A 23,899-nucleotide genomic window follows, 5' to 3' on the forward strand; every position below is an offset into this window, starting at 1 on the left:
AATAGTGACTGGCCTAATGATTTTGAAACTGATTTAAAAAATGGCTATTTTAATTATTAGGATAGATTATCCTTACTGGTGAATTGGCAATCGATATCTTTGAGACCAACTTTTTGTCAACGTCTTTCAATTTTCGTTTTCAATATGTATTTAATAATTTCCTGATGTTAATCTATAATCAAATACTGCCAAGCAATTTTTTACCATCCTCCCGTAATTCCCCGTTTGGAGCTACATGCCTATATAATGTTTGCTTCGTTATGCCCAGCTCCTCACACAAAGAGCCAATTTTAGTTTCAGGCTGTCCTAGAGAAACCATGGCCAATCTAAGCTTTGCTTGAGTCATTTTATAAGGTCTGCCACCTTTTCTCCCTCTTGCACGAGCAGATGCCATCCCTGCGAGGGTTCGCTCTTTAATCATTTCACGTTCAAATTCGGCCAAAGCTGCAAAAATACCAAATACTAGTTTTCCAGCAGCAGTTGTTGTATCAATAGCGGCGCCATGCCCAGTTAATACTTTAAATCCAATTTCTCTAGCTGTTAAATCATGAACTGTATTAACAAGATGACGTAAATCGCGGCCCAGTCGATCCAGTTTCCAGACTACCAAAGTGTCATTCTTGCGTAATGCTTTTAAACAATTAGCAAGTTCAGGGCGATCATCCTTTTTACCTGAAGCAAAATCTTCATAGAGTTGATTCGGTTCAACACCTGCTTCCAAAAGAGCATCACGTTGTAAGTCCGTACTTTGCGAACCATCAGCTTTTGAAACTCGCATATAGCCAACTAGCATTTTTCTCTCCATCGCTTGCGTCACATAAACGTTCGATTATGTGACTAATGGGGTTGATTACTAATAACATAATAAAATAGTAACTTAACTGGTAACTTAAATAAAGTTAATTAAAGTCTATGAAAATTAGATTATGTTACTATTGATTTGATTCAGGTTGAATTGCATCAATTAAAAGTTAAGATCACATTTTGTGATCTTAACTAAACCTGGATGTTTAATATTTCGTATTAAATGAAGGTAAGGGAGCATTCTTAGGGGCAAAATCATTTTTTGTATGCAAATTATATTAAATTATGTTATTATTTGAATATGAAAAATGAAAACTTATCCTCTTTGATTAAACACTTCCTTCAAAAAGGCAGATATAGCTTTGAGAAAACGGAAGCTATTAAACTACTTGATTGTAATACTCCATCTTTTATTAATTCCGCAAACAGATTAGCCAAGAAAAAAGAGTTGGCTTTAGTAAGAGAGGGGTTCTACATTATTATACCTCCGCAGCATTTTTCACTTGGTTGTTTACCCGCGGATTGGTTTATAGATGATTTGATGAAATATTTAGGACAACCCTATTATACCAGTCTTTTATCCGCAGCTTCTTATTACGGCGCATCACATCAACAACCCCAGCGGTTTCAAGTTATGACGAATAAACAAACACGAGCTATTTCAATTGGAAATGTATCGATTGAATTTATTGTTAAAAAAACAATGCCTGATGTAGGTATAAATAAAATTAATTCTTATACCGGCGCTATAAATATATCAAGTCCAGAACTTACCATGATGGATGTGTGTGATTATTCAAAGCATGCGGGATATATCCATAATATGGCTCAAGTGATCACTGACCTGGCTGAGTCTGTTAATAAAGATAAATTTAAAGAGTTGCTTGAAAAACTACCCGTTAAAACCACCATGTTGCAAAGACTTGGGTACTTACTTGATATAACAGAGCACGAGGAATTGAGCGAAGTGGTATATGCAGTTTTATTATTGCGAAAACCTGTGAATTACATCTGGTTGAGCCCTGGAGAAGATTTAAATATCATCGAGAAAAATGAACGATGGAATATTAATGTTAATGAAGAAGTGGAGTTAGATATATGATCCCCATCTCAGCAATTACCGAATGGCGAGAATATGCCCCATGGGGTTCAAGTGCTCAGGTTGAGCATGATTTGTTGTTGTCACGAATTTTAGTAGAATTATTTAATAATGCTTTTTTATCTTCTAAACTCGCGTTTCGTGGCGGAACCGCCATCCATAAATTATTTCTTAAACAGGTGGTAAGATTCAGCGAGGATATTGATTTAGTTCAATTGAACGCAGAACCCATCGGGGATACTTTGGGTGAACTGCATCATCTACTTAATTCCTGGATGGGTGAGCCAAAAGTAAAATTTGCTGAAGGAAGAGCTACGATGATTTATCGTGTTCAATCCGAAGAAGAAAATAAGCCCATACGTATTAAGATTGAAATTAATACAAGAGATCATTTTAATGTATTGGATAGAATCGAAATACCGTTTGCTGTCAGTAATAAGTGGTTTAGTGGGGAAACAAAGATAAATACCTATCAACTTGAAGAGCTTATGGCTACAAAGTTAAAGGCTTTATACCAGCGAAAAAAAGGGCGTGATTTATTTGATTTTTATGCTGTAGTTAAAGAAGTAGGAATAAATATAGAAGAAGTACTTCATTGCTTCGATTTCTATATGGATGCGCACAATAATAAGGTAACCAAGGCGCAATTTCAAAAAAATCTGGAGCAAAAGCGCAAGTCAAAGATATTTAATACAGATATGCATGCATTATTACCTGAGAATATGAGTTATGAGTATGATGTTGAATGGATATACCAATATTTATTCAATGAAGTAGTGCACCGTCTGCCTGGGGAGCCTTGGAAAGGACTAGATAAATAATATCTATCAATTTAAGGTCACAATTTGTGACCTTAAGTTCAAACATAACTTGCATCGCAAATTAGCAATATTAAAGAAGGTGAAGCCCAAATGAGTTCTTTTGTCATAAATACAGAGTTAGATAACGTCGAAGCGGCTATAGCTCGGATCACGAGGGATTGGGAAACCCCAATCCCTTTTGCAGTGACTAAGCAGGAGGAATCAGCTTATCCTTTACAAGCGCTTCCAAGAATTTTACAAAAAACAGTTTCCGATTATCAACAATATGGCCAACAGCCAATTTCACTCATTGCGTGTGGTGCATTAGCTAATGTGTCTTTGGCTTGTCAGTCGTTAGCGAATGTAGCAAGAGATCATTATCTAATTAGTCCTGTTTCCTTATATTTCATCGTATTGGCATCTAGTGGGGAGAGAAAATCTGCATCGGATAATTTATTTTCACATGCTGCCAGGAGCTGGGAAGAAAGGGTTCGCTCGCAACGCTTACCTATGGCCAATGCGGCTAAAGTGTTGCATCGGGCTTGGAAAATGCAATGTGACGAGCTGATTTATCGATTACGATCCGGCTCTTTTTCTGACGATTATGCAGATACTCGGGAAGAGCTCGAAGAACTTATGATGCATGAGCCTGAAATACCGTTGCTTCCCACGCTTTATTTTGAAGATGTTACGCAAGAAGCGCTGGCTCATAGTTTGGCTCATGGTTGGCCAAGTGCGTCTCTTTGGTCTGATGAGGCTGGTATTATTATTGGCAGCCAGAGTATGCAATCAAATCCGACTCGATTTGTCGCATTACTCAACCGTTTGTGGGATGCAAAACTTTTTACTACACATAGAAAGACATCCGATAATTTTGTCTTAAAAAATCGGCGCCTTACTTTAAATTTACTAAGCCAACCCATTTTGATGCAACAATTGCTAGGTCAGTCGCAGCATATTGCGCGTCAGAGCGGTTTTTTACCAAGGTGTTTGCTGGCTTATCCTAAAAGTCTCATGGGAACACGCTTATACCAGGAACCCAATGATTCTTTATCCTGTTTTAGCGCTTATCACGAGCGCATTACTTCGTGTCTTTCTCAATCGGAAGAGTTGGGGATCAAAGGATGCATTAATTTGCCAACATTAGTTTTTAGTCCACAGGCCAAACAAAAATGGATTCAGTTTTTTAACCATATGGAATCAGGGCTGTCTGATAATGGTCCATGGGTGGCGTTAAAAGATTTTGTGAGTAAAGCTGCGGAGAATTCCGCAAGGCTAGCCGCTCTGTTTCACCTGTTTGAAGGTAAAGTTGGAGACATAAGCACTGAACATATTGAAAGTGCTATTGAAATCATACGCTGGCATATGCAGGAGACTCGGCGGCTGTTGTCTACTGAAAGTTCTCAAAGTGAGGTTCAGGATGCACAAAAACTGCTGAACTGGTTAATGATGAAAGATCATTACACCATTAGTGTAAGAGAGATTCAAAGATTGAGTCCTTTAAGGGATAAATCCAGAATGAATAAAGCGATAGATATATTAATGGATCATCATGTAATCAGAGAAACAACCCAGGGTAATAAGACAATTTTGGAAATGAACCCTCATTGTTCTCAATAAATTTTGCGACACTGCGACAATTGCGACAAGCTTTGAATGATGGGGGATATTGTAAAAACGAACTGTCGCAATTGTCGCAGTGTCGCAAGTAACGAAAAAGTATAAGGCGATATTATGGCTATTTTTGAAGAAATTGAACACTTAGAGCAGGAGGCTGCGGCTTTTGGTTTGCAGTGGGAAACCAAAGATCAAATCATGACTCAGATTCGTAATGAGTGTTTAGAAATAGAGGAACATCTGCATTCACCCGAACAAAGGGAAGCGCTACAGGATGAAATAGGTGATCTTTTGCATGCAGCCTTTTCGCTGTGTGTATTTAGCAATTTTTCACCTGAGCTCACTTTACGAAAAAGCCTCGACAAATTTGAACATCGATTGAATGCGATGAAGGATATAGCCAAAGAGCAAGGGTTGCCCCATTTGAGAGGAAAATCATTTGATGAATTAATGCAGTATTGGGAGCAAGCAAAAGTAAGAACTAAGTTACCTAAACAGGGAAAAGTTAGTGGCACTAAAAAGGCTTTGGACATTTGGGAATCGAAAGTGACGCAAAAGGAGTTGATTCTAAAAAATGTTTGGTGTGGTCAATGCCGTTCTACCTGCACCATTAATGATCCTGTTGCAACAATCATTGGTAAAAGCATCGTATTAAATGGAAATTGTGGAACATGTGGTGAAAAGGTTGCGAGATATATTGAGGAAAGCTGAAGTTTTTTCAACTGAGAAAGAAGCATTTGCTAAAGACTAAATTTGGGAGTTCGTGTGCATTTTGAAGCAGATCAAATTATTTATTCTCCTTCTGACTTAACGCTGTATATGGAAAGTCCATTTGCTTCCCTAATGGAGCATTTGGCTTGTATTGAGCCATGCACGCTCGATTTGGTAGATAAAGAAGATCCTTTGTTATCCGTATTGCAACATAAAGGCTTACAATTTGAGCAGGAAATTTTAACATCATTTATGTCGCAAGGCTTGCAAGTCGTATCTATTGAAAGAGGGAAGCACGCCTATCAGGATACTCTGAACGCCATGCACAAAGGTGTAGATGTCATCTATCAGGCAGCTTTATCCCTGTATCCATTTAAAGGATATGCTGATTTTTTAATGAAGGTTGAGGGAGACAGTGATTTAGGAGCATTTCACTATGAACCTTGGGATATTAAGCTTTCAAAAACAGTTAAACCTCAGTTTGTTATTCAATTATGTTGTTATGCAGAAATGCTGGAAGTGATTCAAAATAAACGACCTAATAGGATTACTGTTGTTACGGGTGATAAACAACAGGTTCAGTTGGCAACAAACGAACATTTTTATTACTACGTGCATCTTAAAGAACGGTTTTTTGAAGTGCATGGCCATTTTTCAAAAGAAGATTTACCCGATCCAGCTGATTCTGATCGCTTTGGTCGTTGGTCTACCTATGCTAATGAACGTCTTATCGTGTCTGATCATTTATCTCAAGTTGCAACGATTACCAAGAGCCAAATCAAAAAGCTAAACAAGGCTGGAATCAAAACAATGCAATCCCTGATGGAACTGCCCCAATTGAGAGTTAAGGGAATTCAGACAGAAGTGCTTAAACGCCTTCAGTTACAGGCGAATATTCAAAAAATGAGTATAGGTAAAGAAAAACCTTTATACGAGATATTGCCACACGACAATCAAAAGAAAAGTGGTTTGGCTTTGCTTCCTCCTGAATCTCCATTGGACATTTATTTTGATATTGAAGGATTTCCTTTAGTAGATGGGGGATTAGAGTACCTTTGGGGCATTGCCTATTTTGATGAGAAAGGAATTCGGCAATATAAAGACTTCTGGGCACATGATAAGGTGCAGGAACAAGCAGCATTTCAATCGTTTATCGAATGGGTATTTGAGCGTTGGCAACGTGATCCGCATATGCATATTTACCATTATGCGAATTATGAAATAGCCGCATGCCGGAAATTGATGGGACGGTATGGCATTTGTGAAGCCATGGTGGATACTTTGTTGCGCAACGAGGTATTTGTTGATTTATACAAAATTGTTAAAGGCTGCTTGCGCTTAGGTGAGCCGCGTTATTCAATAAAAAATGTAGAGCATTTATACAGAGCGAAACGCGACACAGAAGTGGGGTCTGGTGGTGATTCTGTGGTGGTTTATGAACGTTGGCGTGAAGAGCCTGATGGAGATAGCTGGCAGAGCTCAAGCATTTTAAAAGCTATTCGGGATTATAATATTGATGATTGTCATTCTACCCAAGAGCTGGTCAATTGGTTGCGGGCTCGTCAGCAGGAGAATAGTATTATCTACCTCGGAAAAACTGAGATAGTGCCTGAGCCTGAAAATGAAACTATCACAGAATCTATTCGTTTACGTGACAAACTGCTTGAGAAGGCCAGTTACTTCAAAACACAAGGATTAGAACAAGAGAGTAAAGTTTCCAGTCTGTTTGCCTGGATCCTGGAATTTCATCGCCGTGAAAAGAAGCCGATGTATTGGAGATTATTTGACAGGCTGGGATCAAGCTTTGATGAGTTGTTTGATGATATTGATTGTCTTGCCTATTGTGTACGTACTGATAAAGCCCCCTATAAACCTACGCCACGATCTAAAAACTTAGCGTATGAATATCGGTTTGATCCAAGCCAGGAATTCAAAGCGGCTGCTGATAAATACAAAGTTTTGGGAGAAGAACGCCCAGACGGAAAAACATTAAGCGTTACCGTGGTTAAAGAAGATTCAAGATTGAATGAGGGTATCATTGTTCTACAGACGGGAGCCAACTTAAGTGAAGTTGTGACTTTAATTCCCGATGAAGACATCAATGCAGAACCGATCCCTACAGCGATCATGCACCGTGCCGAACAATTTTATCAAGGCCAATTAGAGAATACCGCGATTCATGATTTTTTGATGCGACATCCGCCTAGAATCACAGGAATGTTACCGGATTTGCCCATAGCGCCAAGTCATGAGCCATCTACCCGTTTGACTCAAATTATTTCCGCCGTAATCAATCTGAATAATAGTTATCTTACTATTCAAGGCCCACCAGGCTCAGGCAAAACGTATACCGCAAAACATATTATTGCCGAACTTTTAAAACAGGGAAAACGAATAGGCATCTCGTCCAATAGCCACAAGGCGATTAATCATTTATTGATAAGCACTACTGAATATTGCAAAAAAGAAGGCATACCGGCTTATTTTGCCTGCACAAAAGAAACAGATGAGTCATTAACTAAACTTGGCATTTCTATCTTTGAAAATAAATCGATCGCGGGTAATTTGCGACCCTCATGTGTTATTGGAACCACTGCGTGGGGATTTGCAAGGCCAGATTTAGAAAATTCATTCGATTACTTATTCATCGATGAAGCAGGGCAGGTGAGTGTCGCGAATTTAATCGCGATGAGCCGTGCTACCAAAAATATCATCTTAATGGGTGATCAAATGCAGTTGGGACAACCCTCTCAAGGCAGCCACCCAGAAGAAAGTGGTGCATCAATTTTAGATTATTTATTACATACCACACCAACAATTCCTGAAAACATGGGCGTATTTCTAGGTACTACATATCGCATGCATTCAGCTGTCAATCAGTTTATCAGTGACGCTATTTATGAGGGCAAGTTGGAATCAGCAGTAGAAAATGACAAACAACGTATTTTAGTGCCTGAAACCTATCAAGGCATTTTAAATAAAGAAGCAGGTATCATTGCCGTACCAGTTATGCATGAAGGTAATACGCAGGCTAGCGATGAAGAAGTGGAACAAATTGTCTTATTAGCCCAAGATCTTCTTGGCCGAACATTTATTGATAAAGATGGGAAAGAACGCCTCATTGAGTGGCAGGATATCCTATATGTTGCACCATACAACCATCAGGTAAACAAATTAAGGCAGGCTCTTGGAGAACAAGCCAAGGTGGGTAGTGTCGATAAATTCCAAGGACAGGAAGCACCGATTGTATTTTTGAGTATGTGTGCAAGTAGCGGCAATGAATCTCCACGGGGGATTGATTTCTTGTTCAACAAGAACAGAATGAATGTTGCTATTTCCCGTGCACAATGTATTGCAATCATGGTTTATAGTCCGATGTTGCTTGATACCTGTGGCAATAATTTAGAGCAAATGGAAATGGTTAATCTATTTTGTACGTTATTGAAGAGTAAAAAATATACTTAACCGCAATCATCACCTATACTTAACCTTGTTTGACCGAATATATCCTATTTTAATTGGTTATAATGGTTTTTCACAAGAAATAACAAGAGAACGGCAATGAATGATAAATGGTTATCCGTTGATGAAATTGGCGAATATCTAGGTGTTAAAAGAGATACCATCTACAAATGGATCAGTGAAAAAAGAATGCCTGCACATAAAATTGGACGGCTCTGGAAATTTAAAATATCTCAAGTCGATGCCTGGGTTGAAGCAGGTAGTGCAGCAGAAACTGAAAAAGAATAGCAATTAAGAGGGTTTTACATGAATTACAGCATGCACAATAGGTAAGTAATTATGGTCAATCAGAATCCAGAACAAATAGCCCGCGATGAGATCGATGTTTTGCTTAGAAAAGCAGGCTGGGCTGTACAGGATAAAAAGAAGATCGATTTTTCTGCCTCGTTGGGTGTGGCTGTGCGTGAATATCAAACTGATATTGGCCCTGCTGATTATGTTCTTTTTGTAGACAAACAGGCAGTAGGTGTTATTGAAGCGAAGCCCGAGTATTGGGGCGAAAAAATCACTACCGTTGAAGAGCAATCCGCTAATTACGCAAATGCGAAACTCAAATGGGTTAACAACAACCAGCCATTGCGCTTTTTATATGAAAGTACAGGGGTAATCACCCGTTTTACCGATAATTTAGATCCGAATCCACGTTCACGAGAAGTATTTAATTTTCATTGCCCTGAAACGCTAGAAAAATGGATGCGTGAAAATAAAAGTCTGCGTGGCCGTCTGCAAGATTTCCCACAACTTCAAACCGATAGCTTGCGTAATTGTCAAATTACAGCAATTACTAATTTAGAGGATTCGCTCAAGCAAGACAAACCCCGTGCATTAGTACAAATGGCCACGGGCTCAGGCAAAACATTTACTGCTATTACAGCTAGCTATCGATTATTAAAAGAACCTGTGAGTGCCAATCGCATCTTGTTTTTGGTAGACACAAAAAACTTAGGCGAACAGGCAGAGCAAGAGTTTATGAGCTTTGTTCCCAATGACGATAACCGTAAGTTCACAGAGCTCTACTCCGTACAACGACTGAAAAACCAATACATCGCCAAAGATGCCCAGGTATGCATCAGTACGATCCAGCGGATGTACTCCATTCTGAAAGATGAACCGTTTGATGAAGCCTTGGAAGAAGAAAATCCCGCAGAAAAATACACTCGATTGAAAGAACCCTTACCGGTTGTTTACAATCGAAAAATTCCTCCAGAGTTTTTCGATATTATTATTATCGATGAATGTCACCGATCTATCTACAACCTATGGAGACAGGTTTTGGAATATTTCGATGCTTATTTGGTGGGATTGACTGCGACACCCGATAACCGTACCTATGGTTTCTTCCGTAAGAATGTAGTTAGCGAATATGACCACGAAAAGGCCGTGGCCGATGGTGTCAATGTCGGTAATGAAATCTATGTGATTGAAACTGAAAAAACTAAACAAGGTGGAAGGCTAACTGCCAAACAACAGGTAGAAAAGCGTGAGCGCACGACTCGTCGTAAACGTTGGGAAACACAAGATGAAGACGAAGCATATACAGGCAAGCAACTGGATCGAAATATAGTCAATCCAGATCAGATCCGAACAGTGATTCATGCCTTTAAAGAAGCTCTACCTAGTATATTCCCTGGTCGCCAGGAAGTACCAAAAACGTTGGTTTTCGCTAAGACTGACAGTCATGCCGATGACATCATTCAAATTGTGCGTGAAGAATTTGGAGAAAGTAATCAATTCTGCAAAAAAGTAACCTACAGGGTAGTAAATGACAAAACTGATGCGGATGGAAACATCATAGAAAAGGGAGAAGATCCAAAATCGGTGCTGGCTCAATTTCGGAATGATTACTATCCACGTATTGCTGTGACCGTCGATATGATTGCCACTGGTACAGATGTGAAGCCATTAGAATGCTTACTATTTATGCGTGACGTAAAAAGCAAAAATTATTTTGAACAGATGAAAGGTCGTGGTACTCGCACCTTGGATAAAGATAGTTTGCAAAAAGTTACGCCCTCTGCGCAAAGCGCAAAAACTCATTATGTGATAGTCGACGCTATTGGAGTTACACAATCGGTGAAGACTGCCAGTCAACCTCTTATTACAAAACCTGGTATATCACTTAAAGATTTAGCGATGGGAGTCATGATGGGCGCTTGTGACAGCGATACAGTGTCTTCACTTGCCGGTCGCTTGGCGCGGCTAGACAAACAGTTAGACGATAAAGAGCGTGCCCGTATTGCGGAAAAAGCTAATGGTACACCATTATTAATGATTGTTGGTGAGCTGTTTAATGCTATTGATGGCGATCGAGTGGAACAAAAAGCACTGGAAATTACAGGTCAGCCAACGGGTACGGATCCTGGAGAAACTGCACGTGAGCAGGCGCAAAAAGAGTTAGTACGTCAAGTTGCGAATGTGTTTAACGGTGAACTAATTGAACTGATTGACACAATTCGCCGCGACAAAGAACAAACCATTGTACACGATGATTTAGATACCGTACTTAAAGCCGAATGGGCTGGTGAAACGACAGAAAATGCTAAAGTCTTAACTCAGGAGTTTGCTGAATATCTTCAACATCAAGCCGATAAGATCGATGCCTTAAACATTTATTTTCATACCCCAGCACGACGTTCTGCGGTCACCTATTCTCAAATTAAAGACCTGCTAGAACAGCTCAAGCTAGATCGGCCAAAACTCGCTCCACTACGCATTTGGCATGCCTATGCACATCTCGATAAATATCAGGGTGATAATCCCATAAGCGAATTGACCGCATTAGTGGCGCTGATACGCCGTGTTTGTGGTATCGACAATCGTATTACACCATTTAATAAAACCGTTAGAAAGAACTTTCAGGATTGGATAATGAAGTATCATTCAGGCAACAGTGATAAATTTAACGAACAACAAATGGCTTGGCTGCATTTAATCCGAGATCATATCGCTAGCTCCTGCCACTTTGAGCGTGATGATCTAGATATGGCTCCTTTTAATGCTAAAGGTGGTTTGGGACGTATGTATCAGCTATTTGGTGATCGCATGGATTGGGTTATACAAGAGTTAAATCAGGAATTGGTGGCGTAATGGAATCAGAAACTAATTTGTATCAATTACCAAAAGGGTGGGTAAGAACAAAGGTTGGCGATATTTTTGAGTTTGCATATGGTAAAGGATTGGTAAAAAGCGCTAGAAAAGAAACCGGTCCATATCCCGTGTATGGTTCTAACGGTGTTGTGGGTTTTCATGATGAATATGTTACGGTGGGGCCAAAAGTAATTGTTGGTCGAAAAGGCGCAGCAGGGGCTGTTCACTATTGCAATGAAAACTGCTGGCCAATTGATACAACATATTTTATTAACAGCATTAACGTCATAGATTCAAAATTTTCTTATTATCTCTTAAAAAATTTGCGTCTCAATCAATTTGAAACATCTACGGCCATACCAGGATTAAATAGAGATGATGCCTACCGGTTGGATATTTTACTTCCTCCACCTCCTGAACAAAAACGCATCGTTGCCAAAATCGAAGAACTCTTCTCCGAACTAGACAATGGCATCGCTGCCCTCAAAACCGTCCAAGAACAACTCAAAGTTTATCGCCAAGCTATACTCAAACACGCCTTCGAAGGCAAACTCACCGCCAAATGGCGCGAGGAAAACCCAGAAAAACTGGAAATCCCAGATCAACTACTCGCCTGCATCCAAAAAGAAAGAAAAACAAAACTTCAAGAGCTTGTTAATCAAGGAGATAATGAAGCAAAACGTTATCTAACAAAAATAGCGAGAGCTAAAGTTAATCGCCCTGAAAACAAATTACCCTTCAGTGCAAAATGGGTTTCATTAATTGAAATTTGTACCCTCATCGTCGATTGCCATAACAAAACAGCACCCTATGAAAATCAAGGAATATGGCTCATAAGAACACCATGTGTTAAAGATGGAAAGATATTTCTAAATGACGAAGCAAGATTCATCTCTGAAGAAACATATGAATATTGGGCAAAGCGCTGTTATCCAAAACCAGGTGACATTATTTTTACTCGCGAAGCACCAATGGGAGAAGTCGGTATTATTCCTGAAAATACTAAAATATGTATGGGCCAAAGAATGATGTTGCTTCGACCATCAAACCATTTAGCATCAAAATATCTTCTCTATTCAATGATGGAGCCTGGGTTCCAATCACGAATGAACTTATCTGCTGTAGGCACTGGTGTAAAGCATTTAAGAGTTGGTGATGTTGAAAATCTTTGTATTCCTATTTTTGGGAGAGCTGAGCAGTCAGCTATTATTGATATCTTGGATGAGCAATTATCTGTGATTGAAGAGCAAGAAAAAGAAATAGAAGCATCCCTGAATAAATCCGAAGTTCTCCGCCAAGCCATTCTAAAAAAAGCCTTTTCAGGTCAGCTTGTTTCGCAAGACCCAGAAGATGAACCCGCCAGCAATTTGCTTGAGCGTATAAGAACAGAAAAGGCAGTAGCAGCCACAAAAACCACTAATAGAAAAAAGCAAAACAAGGTCGTTTGCCATGATTGAATCCTTATCCATAGCAAAAGTGGCAACTTATGGTGAACAAGCTGAAAATCTCTCTGGATTATCCAAATTTAATTTTATTTTTGGTTCAAATGGAACAGGAAAAACGACTATTAGTCGAGTGATCGCAGATCCTGGTGGCTATGAACATTGCACAGCAAACTGGACAGCTAACACAAAACTTCAAACGCTAGTTTATAACCGTGATTTTATTGACTCTAACTTTAATCCATCAACTGAAATTAAGGGTGTTTTTACTCTAGGAATGGAGAACATTGAATCACAAAACGAAATTCTTAGAGCAAAATCAGATGTAGAAGAGCTGAGAAAAAAAATAATAACTTTGAAAAAAAATTTAGAAGGAGAAGATGGACAAGGCGGTAAAAATGAAGAATTGAAAACGCTTGAAGAGAATCTCAAAAATAAATGTTGGTTCCAAAAGCAACAATATGATGACAAGCTACATAGTGCGTTTGAAGGCTATCGCAACAATAAAGATAAATTTAAGGAAAAAATTATTCAGGAATGGAAAGACAATACAGTAACACTAAAACCCTTGGCTGATTTGGAAAAAAATGCCAAGACAATATTTGGTAAAACACCAGATAAAGAAATTTTAATTCCGAGCTTTAATTCGGCCACTTTGATTGAATATGAATCAATCTCCATCCTCAGTAAGAGAGTTCTGGGCAAAGCAGATGTTGACATTGCAGGCATGATTAGAAAATTAGGTAACAGTGATTGGATTCGGCAAGGACGTCAGTTTTATGAAGAAAATGAGGGTGTTTGTCCTTTCTGTCAGCAAGAAACAAACGATGATTTTGCAAAGAGCCTGACTGAATACTTTGATGAGACTTTTGAGGAAGATACTAAAACGATTGATGATTTGGAGGCAAATTACAAATCAAAAGCAGCCCTTCTCCAGCAAGAGATTACCGAAATTATTTCTAAACCCTCTCGATTTTTAGATATAGAAAAGTTAACGCTGGAAAAACAGCTACTTGATACACGTGTAACACGCTGGCTGCCAAGCGAGATTCCATCGCGAATACTGTTAGCTCCATAAGAATAATTTTCTCGTGACTCTTCAATTTCTTCTTCTCCCAACTCGCTGGCAACCAAACGCGCCATATCTGCACTTGGGCTTCTAAAGAAAAATCGGGTGTTCAGCAGGTCAAACAATTCCTTAGCGCCACCTGATTGACCATAAACTTTGGTGAGCTGTGAGAAACTTTGCATTCCTAATAAAAAGCAACCTCCGAATTTTCGGACTTCTGCAATGGTCTCTCCTAAAAGCGGTAATTTATGAAGGCTTGGCAATTCATCGCAAATGAACCAAATCCGCCTATCTGGATTAGGCGTAAGGCTTAACAACGTGAGAGAGGCCATGGCTAGCCACATAGACATCAAAGGCTTTAATGATTTATGTTGTTCGCCATTGGATGAAATAAAAAGCCAACCACTGTCCTGTTCATTTAATATGTAATTGCGAATAGAAAATGGGCTTACCCCTTCTGAATTCAATCCTGACAAGGTGGTAAGCGATTTTAAATAGGTGGTAATGACTGAGCGAATAGAAATAGCTGTTTTTTCAATTTTACCGCTTACCAAAGTTGCAGCAGGGGTTCCTTTAAGGTAATCCTCCAAATGAGAAAATTCGCCGGTTAATAACAATTTAAGCAGTTTCTCAACGGATCGATCTTTGTCTTTTCGCATTTTAGCAGCAACTGAGGAGAATACGGTTCTCGCAGCATTCACCCAAAAGGGATCAGAATCACCATGCATCGGAATAAGGCTTTCTGCCATGTTTTCAAAATCGGAATCCCGAGGTGCTTCAAGCCACATATCCCAATTAGGACACCTCGCATCAAATGGATTTAGAATGACATCCTGATTTGAATCAAAATAATGCGGAATAAAGGCACATCCCTTATCATAGACAATAACTCTATCTCCCCTCTTGCGTAAGGCATCCATAATTTTCATAATGAGCTGACTTTTTCCTGTACCTACGGTTCCATGAACCAAAAGGTGTTGAACTTCGCTGTTCACTTTGAGCGGAAACCCATCAATGGTGATATCAGAGTTTTCTTTTTTCTCTAGGATTTGTTGAATTACATTCTCCTTTGTATCAATACGGCTGCCACGAATAAACTGATTAGCCCGCTGCGCTTTACCCCTGCGAATAAAATAAAAGGCAAGACAAAGTCCTAAAACAAATGAAAGTACGAATGCTGCCAGGGAAGATTTTCCTAGTAGATCCACTATGTGATTGGCATTCTCTTTGTAATAGGGATAATGCAGAATTGTATCCACGCTTTGTTGATAGTTTTTCCCGTGAAAGGGAAGCGTGAAGGTATGCTTTTGTTTCACGAGATTTAAGAAACTTGCATAGTAATAAGCAATGGCTTGGTGGAATTTCTCAGGTGATGTAACTAGCCAAGTGATTAAGCCTGTTAATACGACCCAAAGAAAAAGACAAACCCATACCAGCGTTTTAGTAATTTGATCCCACATCCGCAGATTGTGAAAACTGATTTGCCCGCCACGGGTATAGTGTTTGAAATTAGGCTCTTCACGCACGATATTTACTCCTTATCATCTTTTTTAGGCAAAGCAGTAGCTACCATTGCCCGAAAAACGGTTAAAATTTATTCTTTTTGGATTTTATTTTTTATTTCTGAGTTTCTTCTATTGAGATAGTTTTTCCTTTAGAAAAAAATTCATTGAATAGAGTAAATAAGCTGCTAAAACCAATACGGCTTAATTCCATGTTGACCACAAGATGAGTCGCTCCTAAACTCAGGAAGAAAGACAGTGCCAGCAGAAAAAAGATCTGCTGTCCAGAAGCATAGCTGCCAAACAAAATACAAAAAGATGCAAACACTCCAAAAAAAACCATTGAAATGTGGCTGCATTTTTTTCTTATTAATGCACCAGTCTTTAATTTTTTCTCGAGATGAAACTGAAATTGAACAAAAAAACTAATCGGATTTAGCAAGATAAGCATGGCGACAGTACTTAAGAATAGAGCGGTAACACCAGAATCAATAAACAAGGTGGAAAAAGAGACTGACTCTTTGTCATCACTCATAACATAGCATAGCGTTAAAAACAGGATTATAGACATCAGCCATACCCCATTAAAAACTCCTTTTAAGAGTCCTCCGTAATAGACACGAGCAGGAATAATCTCTGGGTTTAACATTTTAATAGTTTTCATGTCCTCTGCTATGACTTGCTTTAATTGTTGTGGATCCACTCTACTCTCCTTTTTTATGTAATTTCTTGTTCTCGAAAGGCAGGTGCATACTCTCTGGCACTACTACATTTTTTTGAGCATTGACCATGCCTTCTTGTAACTTCAAATTCCTTTCATTCATTAGATCATGCTGATCTGACTTAATCAATTGCTCCCCTTGCTTAAGGTTTTGAGGCAAAGTAGCGTTTTGCTGATGTACCTCTTGCTGAAATACTCCAAGCTCTTTTCCATCAATGCCAACCTTCATTGATTGTGCTTGCTGAAGAAACTCTTCACTGTTTTTTTGATAGTGGGCTCCTAATTGATTTTCTTTAGCAATAAAATCGTTTTGTTCTTTTTGATACAACGATTCAATCTGCATCTTTTGCTGCGTGTTACCAAATTGGGTAATTAACGCATCTCTTTTGGATGCAATAAACTCCTGGCCTAATGCCTGAAGTTTATTAAGCGATTGCAGATCCCCTGGGCGGCTATACAATTCATCACGCTCTGACTCATTAAGCTTAGCAGCTACATAGGCTGGGAATGCTTGATTTAAATCAGTGGTTATTTGAGAAGAATGAGACTCCACGAAGCTTTTCGCATTCTGGATGCGTGTGGCTTTGGCAAGGGAAGCATCCACATTACGACTGGCTGTTTCTGCTTCTCGCAGATCAGCACCCAATTGATTAGACAACGAAGCTGCTTGTGAATGACTGTCATCAAAATGATGATTTTGAGAAAACTGCTTCACATAGCTCATTGCATCATTAAAATCACGCGATTCACGAGCTGAAAGAGCGACATCCATACCAGTATGGTATTTATCACTACTGGAAGAGTTACGATCAAATTTAAGATGCGCGTCAGCGCCCGCATGGAAACCAGTACCCAATTGTGCAAGCTTGCCAAATATACTGCCCTGGCTTTTAACACCAACTTGCGCACCCCAACCACCGCTTGTCAAATGAGTTAGTGCGTCTTCCTTACTAATTCCTGTGCGCCGTGCCACATCCTCTGCAATATGGCTAATAGTGGATAAGGCTTTGGAATATTGACCTGTTTCTGATTCTGATATCCCATCGCCTAGTCGCATGTCATGGCCTGCCAGTTGTGATAATTGCAATGCCCTATGGGCAAAATTAGACAATGAACTTTGATAGTGTGCCGATTCGTTTCGAGCCACCTGTGTAGATTGCTCATATGCCTGATTTAGTGACGCACTCAAACCCTCTTGAGCGTTAATAGATATAGCACTTCTCGTCATTCCAGGACTAACATCAAAGACTCTATCGCCACTACCTGTGATGGTTTTTAATACCCCGCTGCCTAATTGTTCAGTATGCATGCCATGCATGTGTGTCCAATTGGAATCATGTTTGTTGGCTGAGAAATTATTCGCTGTTGTGTTATAAAAACTAGTTTGACCAAGACCAAAGGAACCACTAGCCGCCTCCCCTGCTACCGACATGCTGGAGCCTTGCATATGACTCATCATACTGGTTGCAAGATTACTAAATGCGCCACCCAAATTAGAAACCAAACCATGCGACAGAAAAGGAATAAGCATCATCAAATAGCCACATGCCCCTGAAATATCTGCGTGCAATTCATCAATCTTATCCAGATTCACCATCGTAAACTGACCATATTCACCAGAAGAAGATGCCCCATAAATAGTCATTCCAGCATTAAGTATTGCAAAAAGCACAGGCCAAAATTGCAGTGACATAAAAAACTGCATATAGCCGTAAAGAATACGTATCCCACCTGGTAACGTGGTTAAAGCAATAATCAAAGGAAACACACCAAACAATAAAAGAGTCAGGCAGGTATGAGTAATCGGTAAAATCCATAAGGCTTTTTGCCCTAATACTTCCCAGCTCCAACGGTGTTGTACCTGAGACTTGGTAAATTGTTGATTCACAATTCCTGCCGTAGCATCCGTAAACGCCTGATAATGAGCCACGCCATCTCCCATGGCATTAATCATCATGCTTTGCAAAAAGATATTACTGGATGAGTCCGTTAATCCCTGATAATAATCAAAGGCTGATTTTAGATGGGTACTGAACAGTGCTTCATAAGTGGTATTCTTAGGCTTTCCAAACAAATTCACTCCAAAAAACGTATAGGCCTTTTTAATCTCAACATCTAATTTTTTTCGAAGACTGTATTGTCCATCAGGTTTTGAAGCCTCCTGGCAAGTCACTAATTTGCCACTCACCGAAATCATGCGAAGTGGTGAGGCACGCGTTGTGATGAGATTCCAGATGTCCGTGGAATGGGCTAAATCACCTACACTATACTTTCTATTTAATCGAATGTCCCCTACGACGCAAACGCGGAAATACTCATTCATTTCTTCCTTAAGCACCGGATCTTTAATTCGAAATGACGTTGACGCAGAAACCAGACGCGAACCAAAAAGAGCTCCTGTCTTGGTGTATTGCAAATCATCGGGCATGGTAAGTAATGCATCGTAGGATTGAGCCAAACCATAGCCAATGGTTGTGACTAAACTGGCGCTTAACGCAAATATAACAGGTACATTATCTACAAGTTTCGGCGTTTGCGAAGAAATGTCATCAATCAGCACGGAGGTTTTAGGTAATAGCACCAAATTCACAAACAGCACATAACCTAAAAACCATCGAGCAAAAGCCATCGGATCGCGAGTTTTGAGAAAACCGATGGTGGCCATGACGATTCCAATTAATGCTGTAATTCGTAAAAGCCCAAGAAAACTATCCTGTTTCATAAAAGCACTAATGGCATTCAGCACGTGTTGGAATAATTCACCACCAGCTAAAACATGAATCGTTATCATCAGTTACTCTCCTTAACCCGCTGTGCTGTTCATTTGAGAGGCCACCTGCTTTTCAATTTGTGCCATACGCTCAATCAGGTTGAGCTTTTCTTGCAGTTTTCGACCTACCTTGGGATCAATAGAAGCTACGCGCGTGGTTGCCTCATTAATTCGTTTTTGAATTTCTTTGACCAAATCGGTATTTAATTCAGAACCTGCTGTTGCTACACTGACTTCAGTCAGTAATTCGGTTAAATAATTGGTTAACAAGTCCTGAGCTATCAACATCGAATACTCTTCAATATCTACCGCGCTACTGCCGTAGTGCATACTGTTTAATACCGACAAAAACTTCATGACAGGCAAAGATGTCATACTTAAAAAATTAAGCTCTCGATTGCCTGGCTTTTCGTCATTAATTAATTTGGTATTAATGGTGCGAATGATCTCCCGTACTTTGTAGGTCAGCGTAGACGCTTCTGGGATGGTAATATCCTGCAAACTAACCTGCATGCATTGGCTATTGCTGCCCGCATCCTTACAACGCCATATTTTTGCAGTTTTAGCACCAACTCCGGTGCCAATCAGCGCATTCACTAAATCAGCATTTCCCGCAAGCGAGGGTACGTTGGTCACTTTACCTTCTTTATCAATAATCAGTGTCCCCGTTAAACTCATCACCATTTCAGCCAACTCCCTGTCACTATTTAAAAATGATTTGGCTTGTAATAGTGACCATACAAGATTTTTATTTAAAACTACCTGCTTTTTACGCTCAGGGTCTTGAGATGCTTTGTTCATCACATTATCAAAGCCATTACCAGAACAGGCCATCCGCGCCTTCACATAATCACTGAACAATCCCTCTTTCCCCATGGCTGCCTGGTCTTTACAAATTTTTTGCTGGCTTTCTGCGGTTTTAGGCCAAATGCCACCAACCATATTTTGCGAGAGCTGACAAGAATTAATGCTGGCCTGATTGGCCATCTGCTCCAATTGCTGTAAATAATCCCTAACCTGTTTAAGTTCAGGCACCGTAGAAGCCAGCATCACATCCACTGCATAGGCACCAGCATTGGTCATAACCGATTTACCCAAATCAACAAGCTTTTGCTCACTTAAAAAACTCATGCTACCCGTAAATAAATCAATCCCCCCGCAGCCGGCACGGTAACTGGGCAAATCCAATTGTACCAGCTGGTACTGGCGAACCTGATTGCGAGCATAAAGTGAACCGCCGCCAAAAAATCCTGCTGCTTGAGATTCAAAGGCAGCAGGTGAAGTCGCATTTGAGGCATAACCCATTCCATTAAAAAAACCATCCAAATCTTGACTAACGTTCGCTTGAACAGTGGAGAAACAACCAATCAGACTAAGAGTGAGAACTAATTTTTTCATTCTATTTTCCCTTCGCTCTCATACATTTTGATTTTCGGAATCAGCACTTCCATGCGGCCATTTAGCTCAGCTTCCGTCATTGAACCAAACCCAACGGGATACAACGCTTTTGTGTTCGGGTTAACCACAAAAAGTGCTGGGTAATTAATGGCATTGCCTCCAAATGCGGCATTAATCCATTCCGTAGTTGCTGGTAAGAATTTGGGAAATTCCAGTAACGGTTGATTATCCAACGACAGAGGCATCAGCTCTGCTTTGTTGCGAGTAATCCAATGTTTCAAAATCGGCGCAAACTGCTTGCAGTGGGGGCATTGGCTGCCATAAAACAAAATCAACCCATGAGTACTAAAAAACCCCTTCCCTTTTGTATTGAGTGGCGCCTCGCGTTGATGCGTTACTACGCCTTCTTGTTCCGCTATCAGGTTAGTTAACCATTGTGACCCTTCGGCCTTAGCACCCAAGCCAATAAAAGCTAACATCACACTCAACAATACACGGGCAAACATTATTCATCTCCTTTAAATTGGCTGTATACTTGTTTTATACGTTCCATCAAGACATCCTGTGTAGTTAAGCCATATGCCACTGGTGAAACACGTTGGCTCACTGGGTTCACCAAAAGCAGTGCTGGAAAATAACGAACACCCAATCGATTCGCTTGCCCTTGATCCATTCGAGAATTCAGTAGTTCTGGAGAGGTTGCGCCATCGACACTAACGGGCATCAGATGAATGCGAAATCGCTTGCAAAAATCAACAACAATGGGAATTTGCTTTAAGTCATAAGGGCTTTTTCCTCGATAGAAAAACAACAATCCATGAGATTTGGATAAACGGTTTATGACCTCTACTGTTTGGGATTCGCGCACTTCATCGGTGATTTTGGCACCCAGATTAGAAGTTGGATGAGTCACCGCATAATCATATTCGGGATGCGCCAACATCGTTTGCTGAAACAACGACTTAAACCGTGAGGATTCTTTAAGCCAGTAATCCTGGAGACTTAAAAATACGCGCATGTCCTCTACTTTTTTGGTATACCGTGCTTTATGAAGCGCTTCCATGGTGTAGAAACGCAAAACGGCATCGCGCTCAGTATAACTTAGGTTATTAAAGTCAATACCGGCGGGCTTTTTCTTCTCCACGCTTTTGTTTTCTTTTTCTTTTGTGTACCAAAGAAATCCCACGGGCTTATCGGCAAATACCACCCCATTAAGAAGCAAAAGTACCATCAGAATAGCTCTAGTCATGAGCGCGCCCCTGTTGCTTTAAGCGTTCAATATGGGATTGATTGGAATTGTTAATAGAACCATTATTTGGCAAAGCCATGCGCGCAATCAGTTCTTGCTGGATAGGGGATAAATCCAATGCGGCAAAATTGATGCGTTCCAGCTCTTCGGGTGTCAATCCTCGGCAGTTAGGATATTCCGCCGTTCCATATGGAATACCTAATTGCCCGCCACGCCCCTGAATTTGAACAATGGATGCCAGTTTGGTTGGGAATATGCAATAGGTGTAATGGCGAGCGCCCAATTTATGGTTTTTATAAGAGCCTAAATACACCACACGGTTTTCCTGTTTAGCGTGTTGAAGCACTTGCAAGTCTTGCGGGCAATGCTTTACCCAATCACCCCAACCTGAGTCAGTGCAACAATCACGAAAACCTAAAGGATATTTTTTACACTCGCGGGCAGTGCCAGTAAAAATAGATGGTGTTCCACTCCTGACCTGATTGGCAGACACATCTCCTGCCACACCTGCGAGCGCACCTAGCCGCGATAAACCTTCCGCCATATCATCACTGGCCTCACTCTTTGAGCTATCGCATTGACCCTCGCTGCATCCGATCTTCCCAGGGCAAACTGTTTTTTCCGGCATACAAAATTGTTGCATGCAGGAAAACGTTTGCGAATAACGTTCACAACGATTGGCTTTGGCCTGAACACAGGTAGAGCCTGTTTGGGAGCAGCCTTGATTGATTAAGGGAGTACATGCACTCTCGTCAACAGCGGCACACTGATAATCATATCCCCTGCCCCAGCAGGATCTTTTAATAGAAATGCCACCAATCACTTTCGTCTGATTAGGTTCCAAACAAGATTGGCTCGAATCCATGATGCAAATACTCTTTACATGTTCTGTTTTAATACGTTCGCAATCACGAGTACTCCATTGGTCTTCGCTCACATATTCAGTGACATTCACAAGGAGAGGTGCTGAATATCTTCCCCTTCCTGAAAACTGTACTGTAACAGACGGATCGGTGCAGGTTGGCTGCTTGGTGACTAACATTGATTGGTTATAGCGAGAAACACTCACTGCAAGATGTTCGCAATTAGGCAGAATTACGGCAGTATTGGCTGTCGTACATCGCCAGTCTCTTGGAGGACAGGCTTGCAAATCAAAGGTGGCAGTTGATTGAAATCGACTGGGTGTGACTACTCTGGTAAAACTTTGTGTGATGGGTTTAACCAATACATTTAATGTGTCTTTGCAGGAGCTTGTGGTGTAGTGTACGGATTCATCACATGTTTTAACGACCGATTGATTTTTACATTCGCCTGATTGCTTATAACATGCACCATCTAAAACGCTATCTGGATTCTCAAGAAGTTTTTCTGCGTATTGCATTTCAACACTATTAGGATTCGATTTAGCTTTGGCACGACAGCCTGCCTGGCTGTAAACTTCATTAGCCGCCCCATTATTTTTTAACGCATTCAATCCTGCCGCACCCAGTGCATTGCTCCCTTCTTGTGGTTGCAGCGCTGACTCTTGAGGATTTGCTGTATATCCTTTTAAGGCCGTTGCTGGATTAAATCCCTTTAATGCTCTTAAGGCTTCATCACGCGCTTGAAGTGCGTCATCCTGATTTTGTGCAGAAACAAAAGCAGTAAATAGAAAGCCAAATAAAATGAAACCCAATTTACTCATCTAAGGCTCCTGACATCTTGAGGTGCAAAATCAACTTCCCCACGGCCTGCCATACGGGTGAATCCTTCTTGAATCGTCAAGTGACCATAAATCACATCAAAGGCTTTACCATCATCCATAACCAAAGCGGGGACTTGATGGATGCCAAAACGCTCAAACTTCGTTGGATCAATATTTAAACTTAAATCAGGAATACGCTTGCTTAATGCCATCACTTTGAGTGCTGTCTCACTCATCGAGTCATGGTATAGACCATTTATATACGCTGGAATATTTAGTTGGGCGCTTTCTTTTAATGTCTCTTGCAAAAGCGTATCTGGCATAGAAAAGCTAACAAACACAGATACTTGTACTGCAAAAGATGAAGTCATTATCAAAAATCCAATCAATAACAAAATTCCTTTTCTTAACATAGAATTCTCCC

The 23,899-nt window shown here is 40.3% G+C and carries 17 protein-coding genes and 1 pseudogene; 9 read left to right on the plus strand and 9 right to left on the minus strand.

Annotation, left to right across the window (positions count from 1 at the left end; all coding sequences use genetic code 11):
* Nucleotides 1-178 precede the first annotated feature (178 nt).
* Complete coding sequence (locus Lnau_RS09455) at nucleotides 179-793, minus strand: recombinase family protein (RefSeq protein ID WP_058443212.1); 615 nt, start codon at nucleotides 791-793, stop codon at nucleotides 179-181.
* A 312-nt stretch (nucleotides 794-1,105) separates the two neighbouring features.
* On the opposite strand from Lnau_RS09455, the gene Lnau_RS09460 reads away from it, so the two are divergent.
* The 9 genes and pseudogenes from Lnau_RS09460 to Lnau_RS09500 form a co-directional block, all read left to right on the plus strand.
* Entirely contained in the window at nucleotides 1,106-1,906 is an 801-nt protein-coding gene (locus Lnau_RS09460) for a type IV toxin-antitoxin system AbiEi family antitoxin domain-containing protein (RefSeq protein WP_035896038.1), read from the plus strand.
* Nucleotides 1,903-2,724: a nucleotidyl transferase AbiEii/AbiGii toxin family protein gene (locus Lnau_RS09465; RefSeq protein ID WP_035896036.1), complete on the plus strand. Its 822-nt coding sequence runs from the start codon at nucleotides 1,903-1,905 to the stop codon at nucleotides 2,722-2,724. The genes Lnau_RS09460 and Lnau_RS09465 overlap by 4 nt, the downstream gene beginning before the upstream one ends.
* Before the next feature lie 90 nt (nucleotides 2,725-2,814).
* Nucleotides 2,815-4,323 (plus strand): YfjI family protein, encoded by a 1,509-nt coding sequence (locus tag Lnau_RS09470; RefSeq protein ID WP_058443214.1) that lies wholly within the window; start codon nucleotides 2,815-2,817, stop codon nucleotides 4,321-4,323.
* A gap of 114 nt (nucleotides 4,324-4,437) precedes the next feature.
* Nucleotides 4,438-5,031: a MazG nucleotide pyrophosphohydrolase domain-containing protein gene (locus Lnau_RS09475; protein ID WP_058504910.1), complete on the plus strand. Its 594-nt coding sequence runs from the start codon at nucleotides 4,438-4,440 to the stop codon at nucleotides 5,029-5,031.
* A 54-nt stretch (nucleotides 5,032-5,085) separates the two neighbouring features.
* Nucleotides 5,086-8,496, plus strand: a complete 3,411-nt coding sequence (locus tag Lnau_RS09480; protein ID WP_058504911.1) for a TM0106 family RecB-like putative nuclease — start codon at nucleotides 5,086-5,088, stop codon at nucleotides 8,494-8,496.
* A 96-nt stretch (nucleotides 8,497-8,592) separates the two neighbouring features.
* Complete coding sequence (locus Lnau_RS09485) at nucleotides 8,593-8,781, plus strand: helix-turn-helix domain-containing protein (RefSeq protein WP_035896032.1); 189 nt, start codon at nucleotides 8,593-8,595, stop codon at nucleotides 8,779-8,781.
* A gap of 51 nt (nucleotides 8,782-8,832) precedes the next feature.
* Nucleotides 8,833-11,640 carry a type I restriction endonuclease subunit R gene (locus tag Lnau_RS09490; protein WP_058504912.1) on the plus strand — a complete coding sequence of 936 codons (2,808 nt, stop codon included), beginning with the start codon at nucleotides 8,833-8,835 and terminating at the stop codon, nucleotides 11,638-11,640.
* Nucleotides 11,640-13,097, plus strand: coding sequence for a restriction endonuclease subunit S (locus Lnau_RS09495; RefSeq protein WP_058504913.1), 1,458 nt, complete (start codon nucleotides 11,640-11,642; stop codon nucleotides 13,095-13,097). The genes Lnau_RS09490 and Lnau_RS09495 overlap by 1 nt, the downstream gene beginning before the upstream one ends.
* A pseudogene (locus Lnau_RS09500) lies at nucleotides 13,090-14,037 on the plus strand (AAA family ATPase); the annotation flags it as partial. The gene Lnau_RS09495 and the pseudogene Lnau_RS09500, both read left to right, overlap by 8 nt.
* Here Lnau_RS09500 and traD read toward each other — a convergent pair.
* From traD to trbC, 8 genes are all read right to left on the minus strand, one after another.
* A complete protein-coding gene (gene traD, locus Lnau_RS09505; protein WP_238585959.1) occupies nucleotides 13,992-15,677 on the minus strand; it encodes a type IV conjugative transfer system coupling protein TraD in 1,686 nt (561 codons plus the stop codon). The pseudogene Lnau_RS09500 and the gene traD sit on opposite strands and share 46 nt — an antisense overlap.
* A gap of 91 nt (nucleotides 15,678-15,768) precedes the next feature.
* Complete coding sequence (locus tag Lnau_RS09510; RefSeq protein ID WP_058504915.1) at nucleotides 15,769-16,356, minus strand: hypothetical protein; 588 nt, start codon at nucleotides 16,354-16,356, stop codon at nucleotides 15,769-15,771.
* A 1-nt stretch (nucleotide 16,357) separates the two neighbouring features.
* On the minus strand, nucleotides 16,358-19,165 hold the full coding sequence (gene traG, locus Lnau_RS09515) for a conjugal transfer mating-pair stabilization protein TraG (protein ID WP_058504916.1): 2,808 nt from the start codon (nucleotides 19,163-19,165) through the stop codon (nucleotides 16,358-16,360).
* A gap of 12 nt (nucleotides 19,166-19,177) precedes the next feature.
* On the minus strand, nucleotides 19,178-20,542 hold the full coding sequence (locus Lnau_RS09520; protein WP_058504917.1) for a conjugal transfer protein TraH: 1,365 nt from the start codon (nucleotides 20,540-20,542) through the stop codon (nucleotides 19,178-19,180).
* Nucleotides 20,539-21,048: a type-F conjugative transfer system pilin assembly thiol-disulfide isomerase TrbB gene (trbB, locus tag Lnau_RS09525; protein WP_058504918.1), complete on the minus strand. Its 510-nt coding sequence runs from the start codon at nucleotides 21,046-21,048 to the stop codon at nucleotides 20,539-20,541. The genes Lnau_RS09520 and trbB overlap by 4 nt, the downstream gene beginning before the upstream one ends.
* Complete coding sequence (gene traF, locus Lnau_RS09530; RefSeq protein WP_058504919.1) at nucleotides 21,048-21,791, minus strand: type-F conjugative transfer system pilin assembly protein TraF; 744 nt, start codon at nucleotides 21,789-21,791, stop codon at nucleotides 21,048-21,050. Before traF ends, trbB begins: the two co-directional genes overlap by 1 nt.
* Nucleotides 21,784-23,475: a type-F conjugative transfer system mating-pair stabilization protein TraN gene (traN, locus tag Lnau_RS09535; RefSeq protein ID WP_058504920.1), complete on the minus strand. Its 1,692-nt coding sequence runs from the start codon at nucleotides 23,473-23,475 to the stop codon at nucleotides 21,784-21,786. The genes traF and traN overlap by 8 nt, the downstream gene beginning before the upstream one ends.
* Nucleotides 23,472-23,888, minus strand: coding sequence for a type-F conjugative transfer system pilin assembly protein TrbC (gene trbC / locus Lnau_RS09540; RefSeq protein WP_058504921.1), 417 nt, complete (start codon nucleotides 23,886-23,888; stop codon nucleotides 23,472-23,474). Before trbC ends, traN begins: the two co-directional genes overlap by 4 nt.
* Between the last annotated feature and the right edge of the window lie 11 nt (nucleotides 23,889-23,899).

Source organism: Legionella nautarum (genome assembly GCF_001467895.1).
Lineage (GTDB): Bacteria > Pseudomonadota > Gammaproteobacteria > Legionellales > Legionellaceae > Tatlockia > Tatlockia nautarum.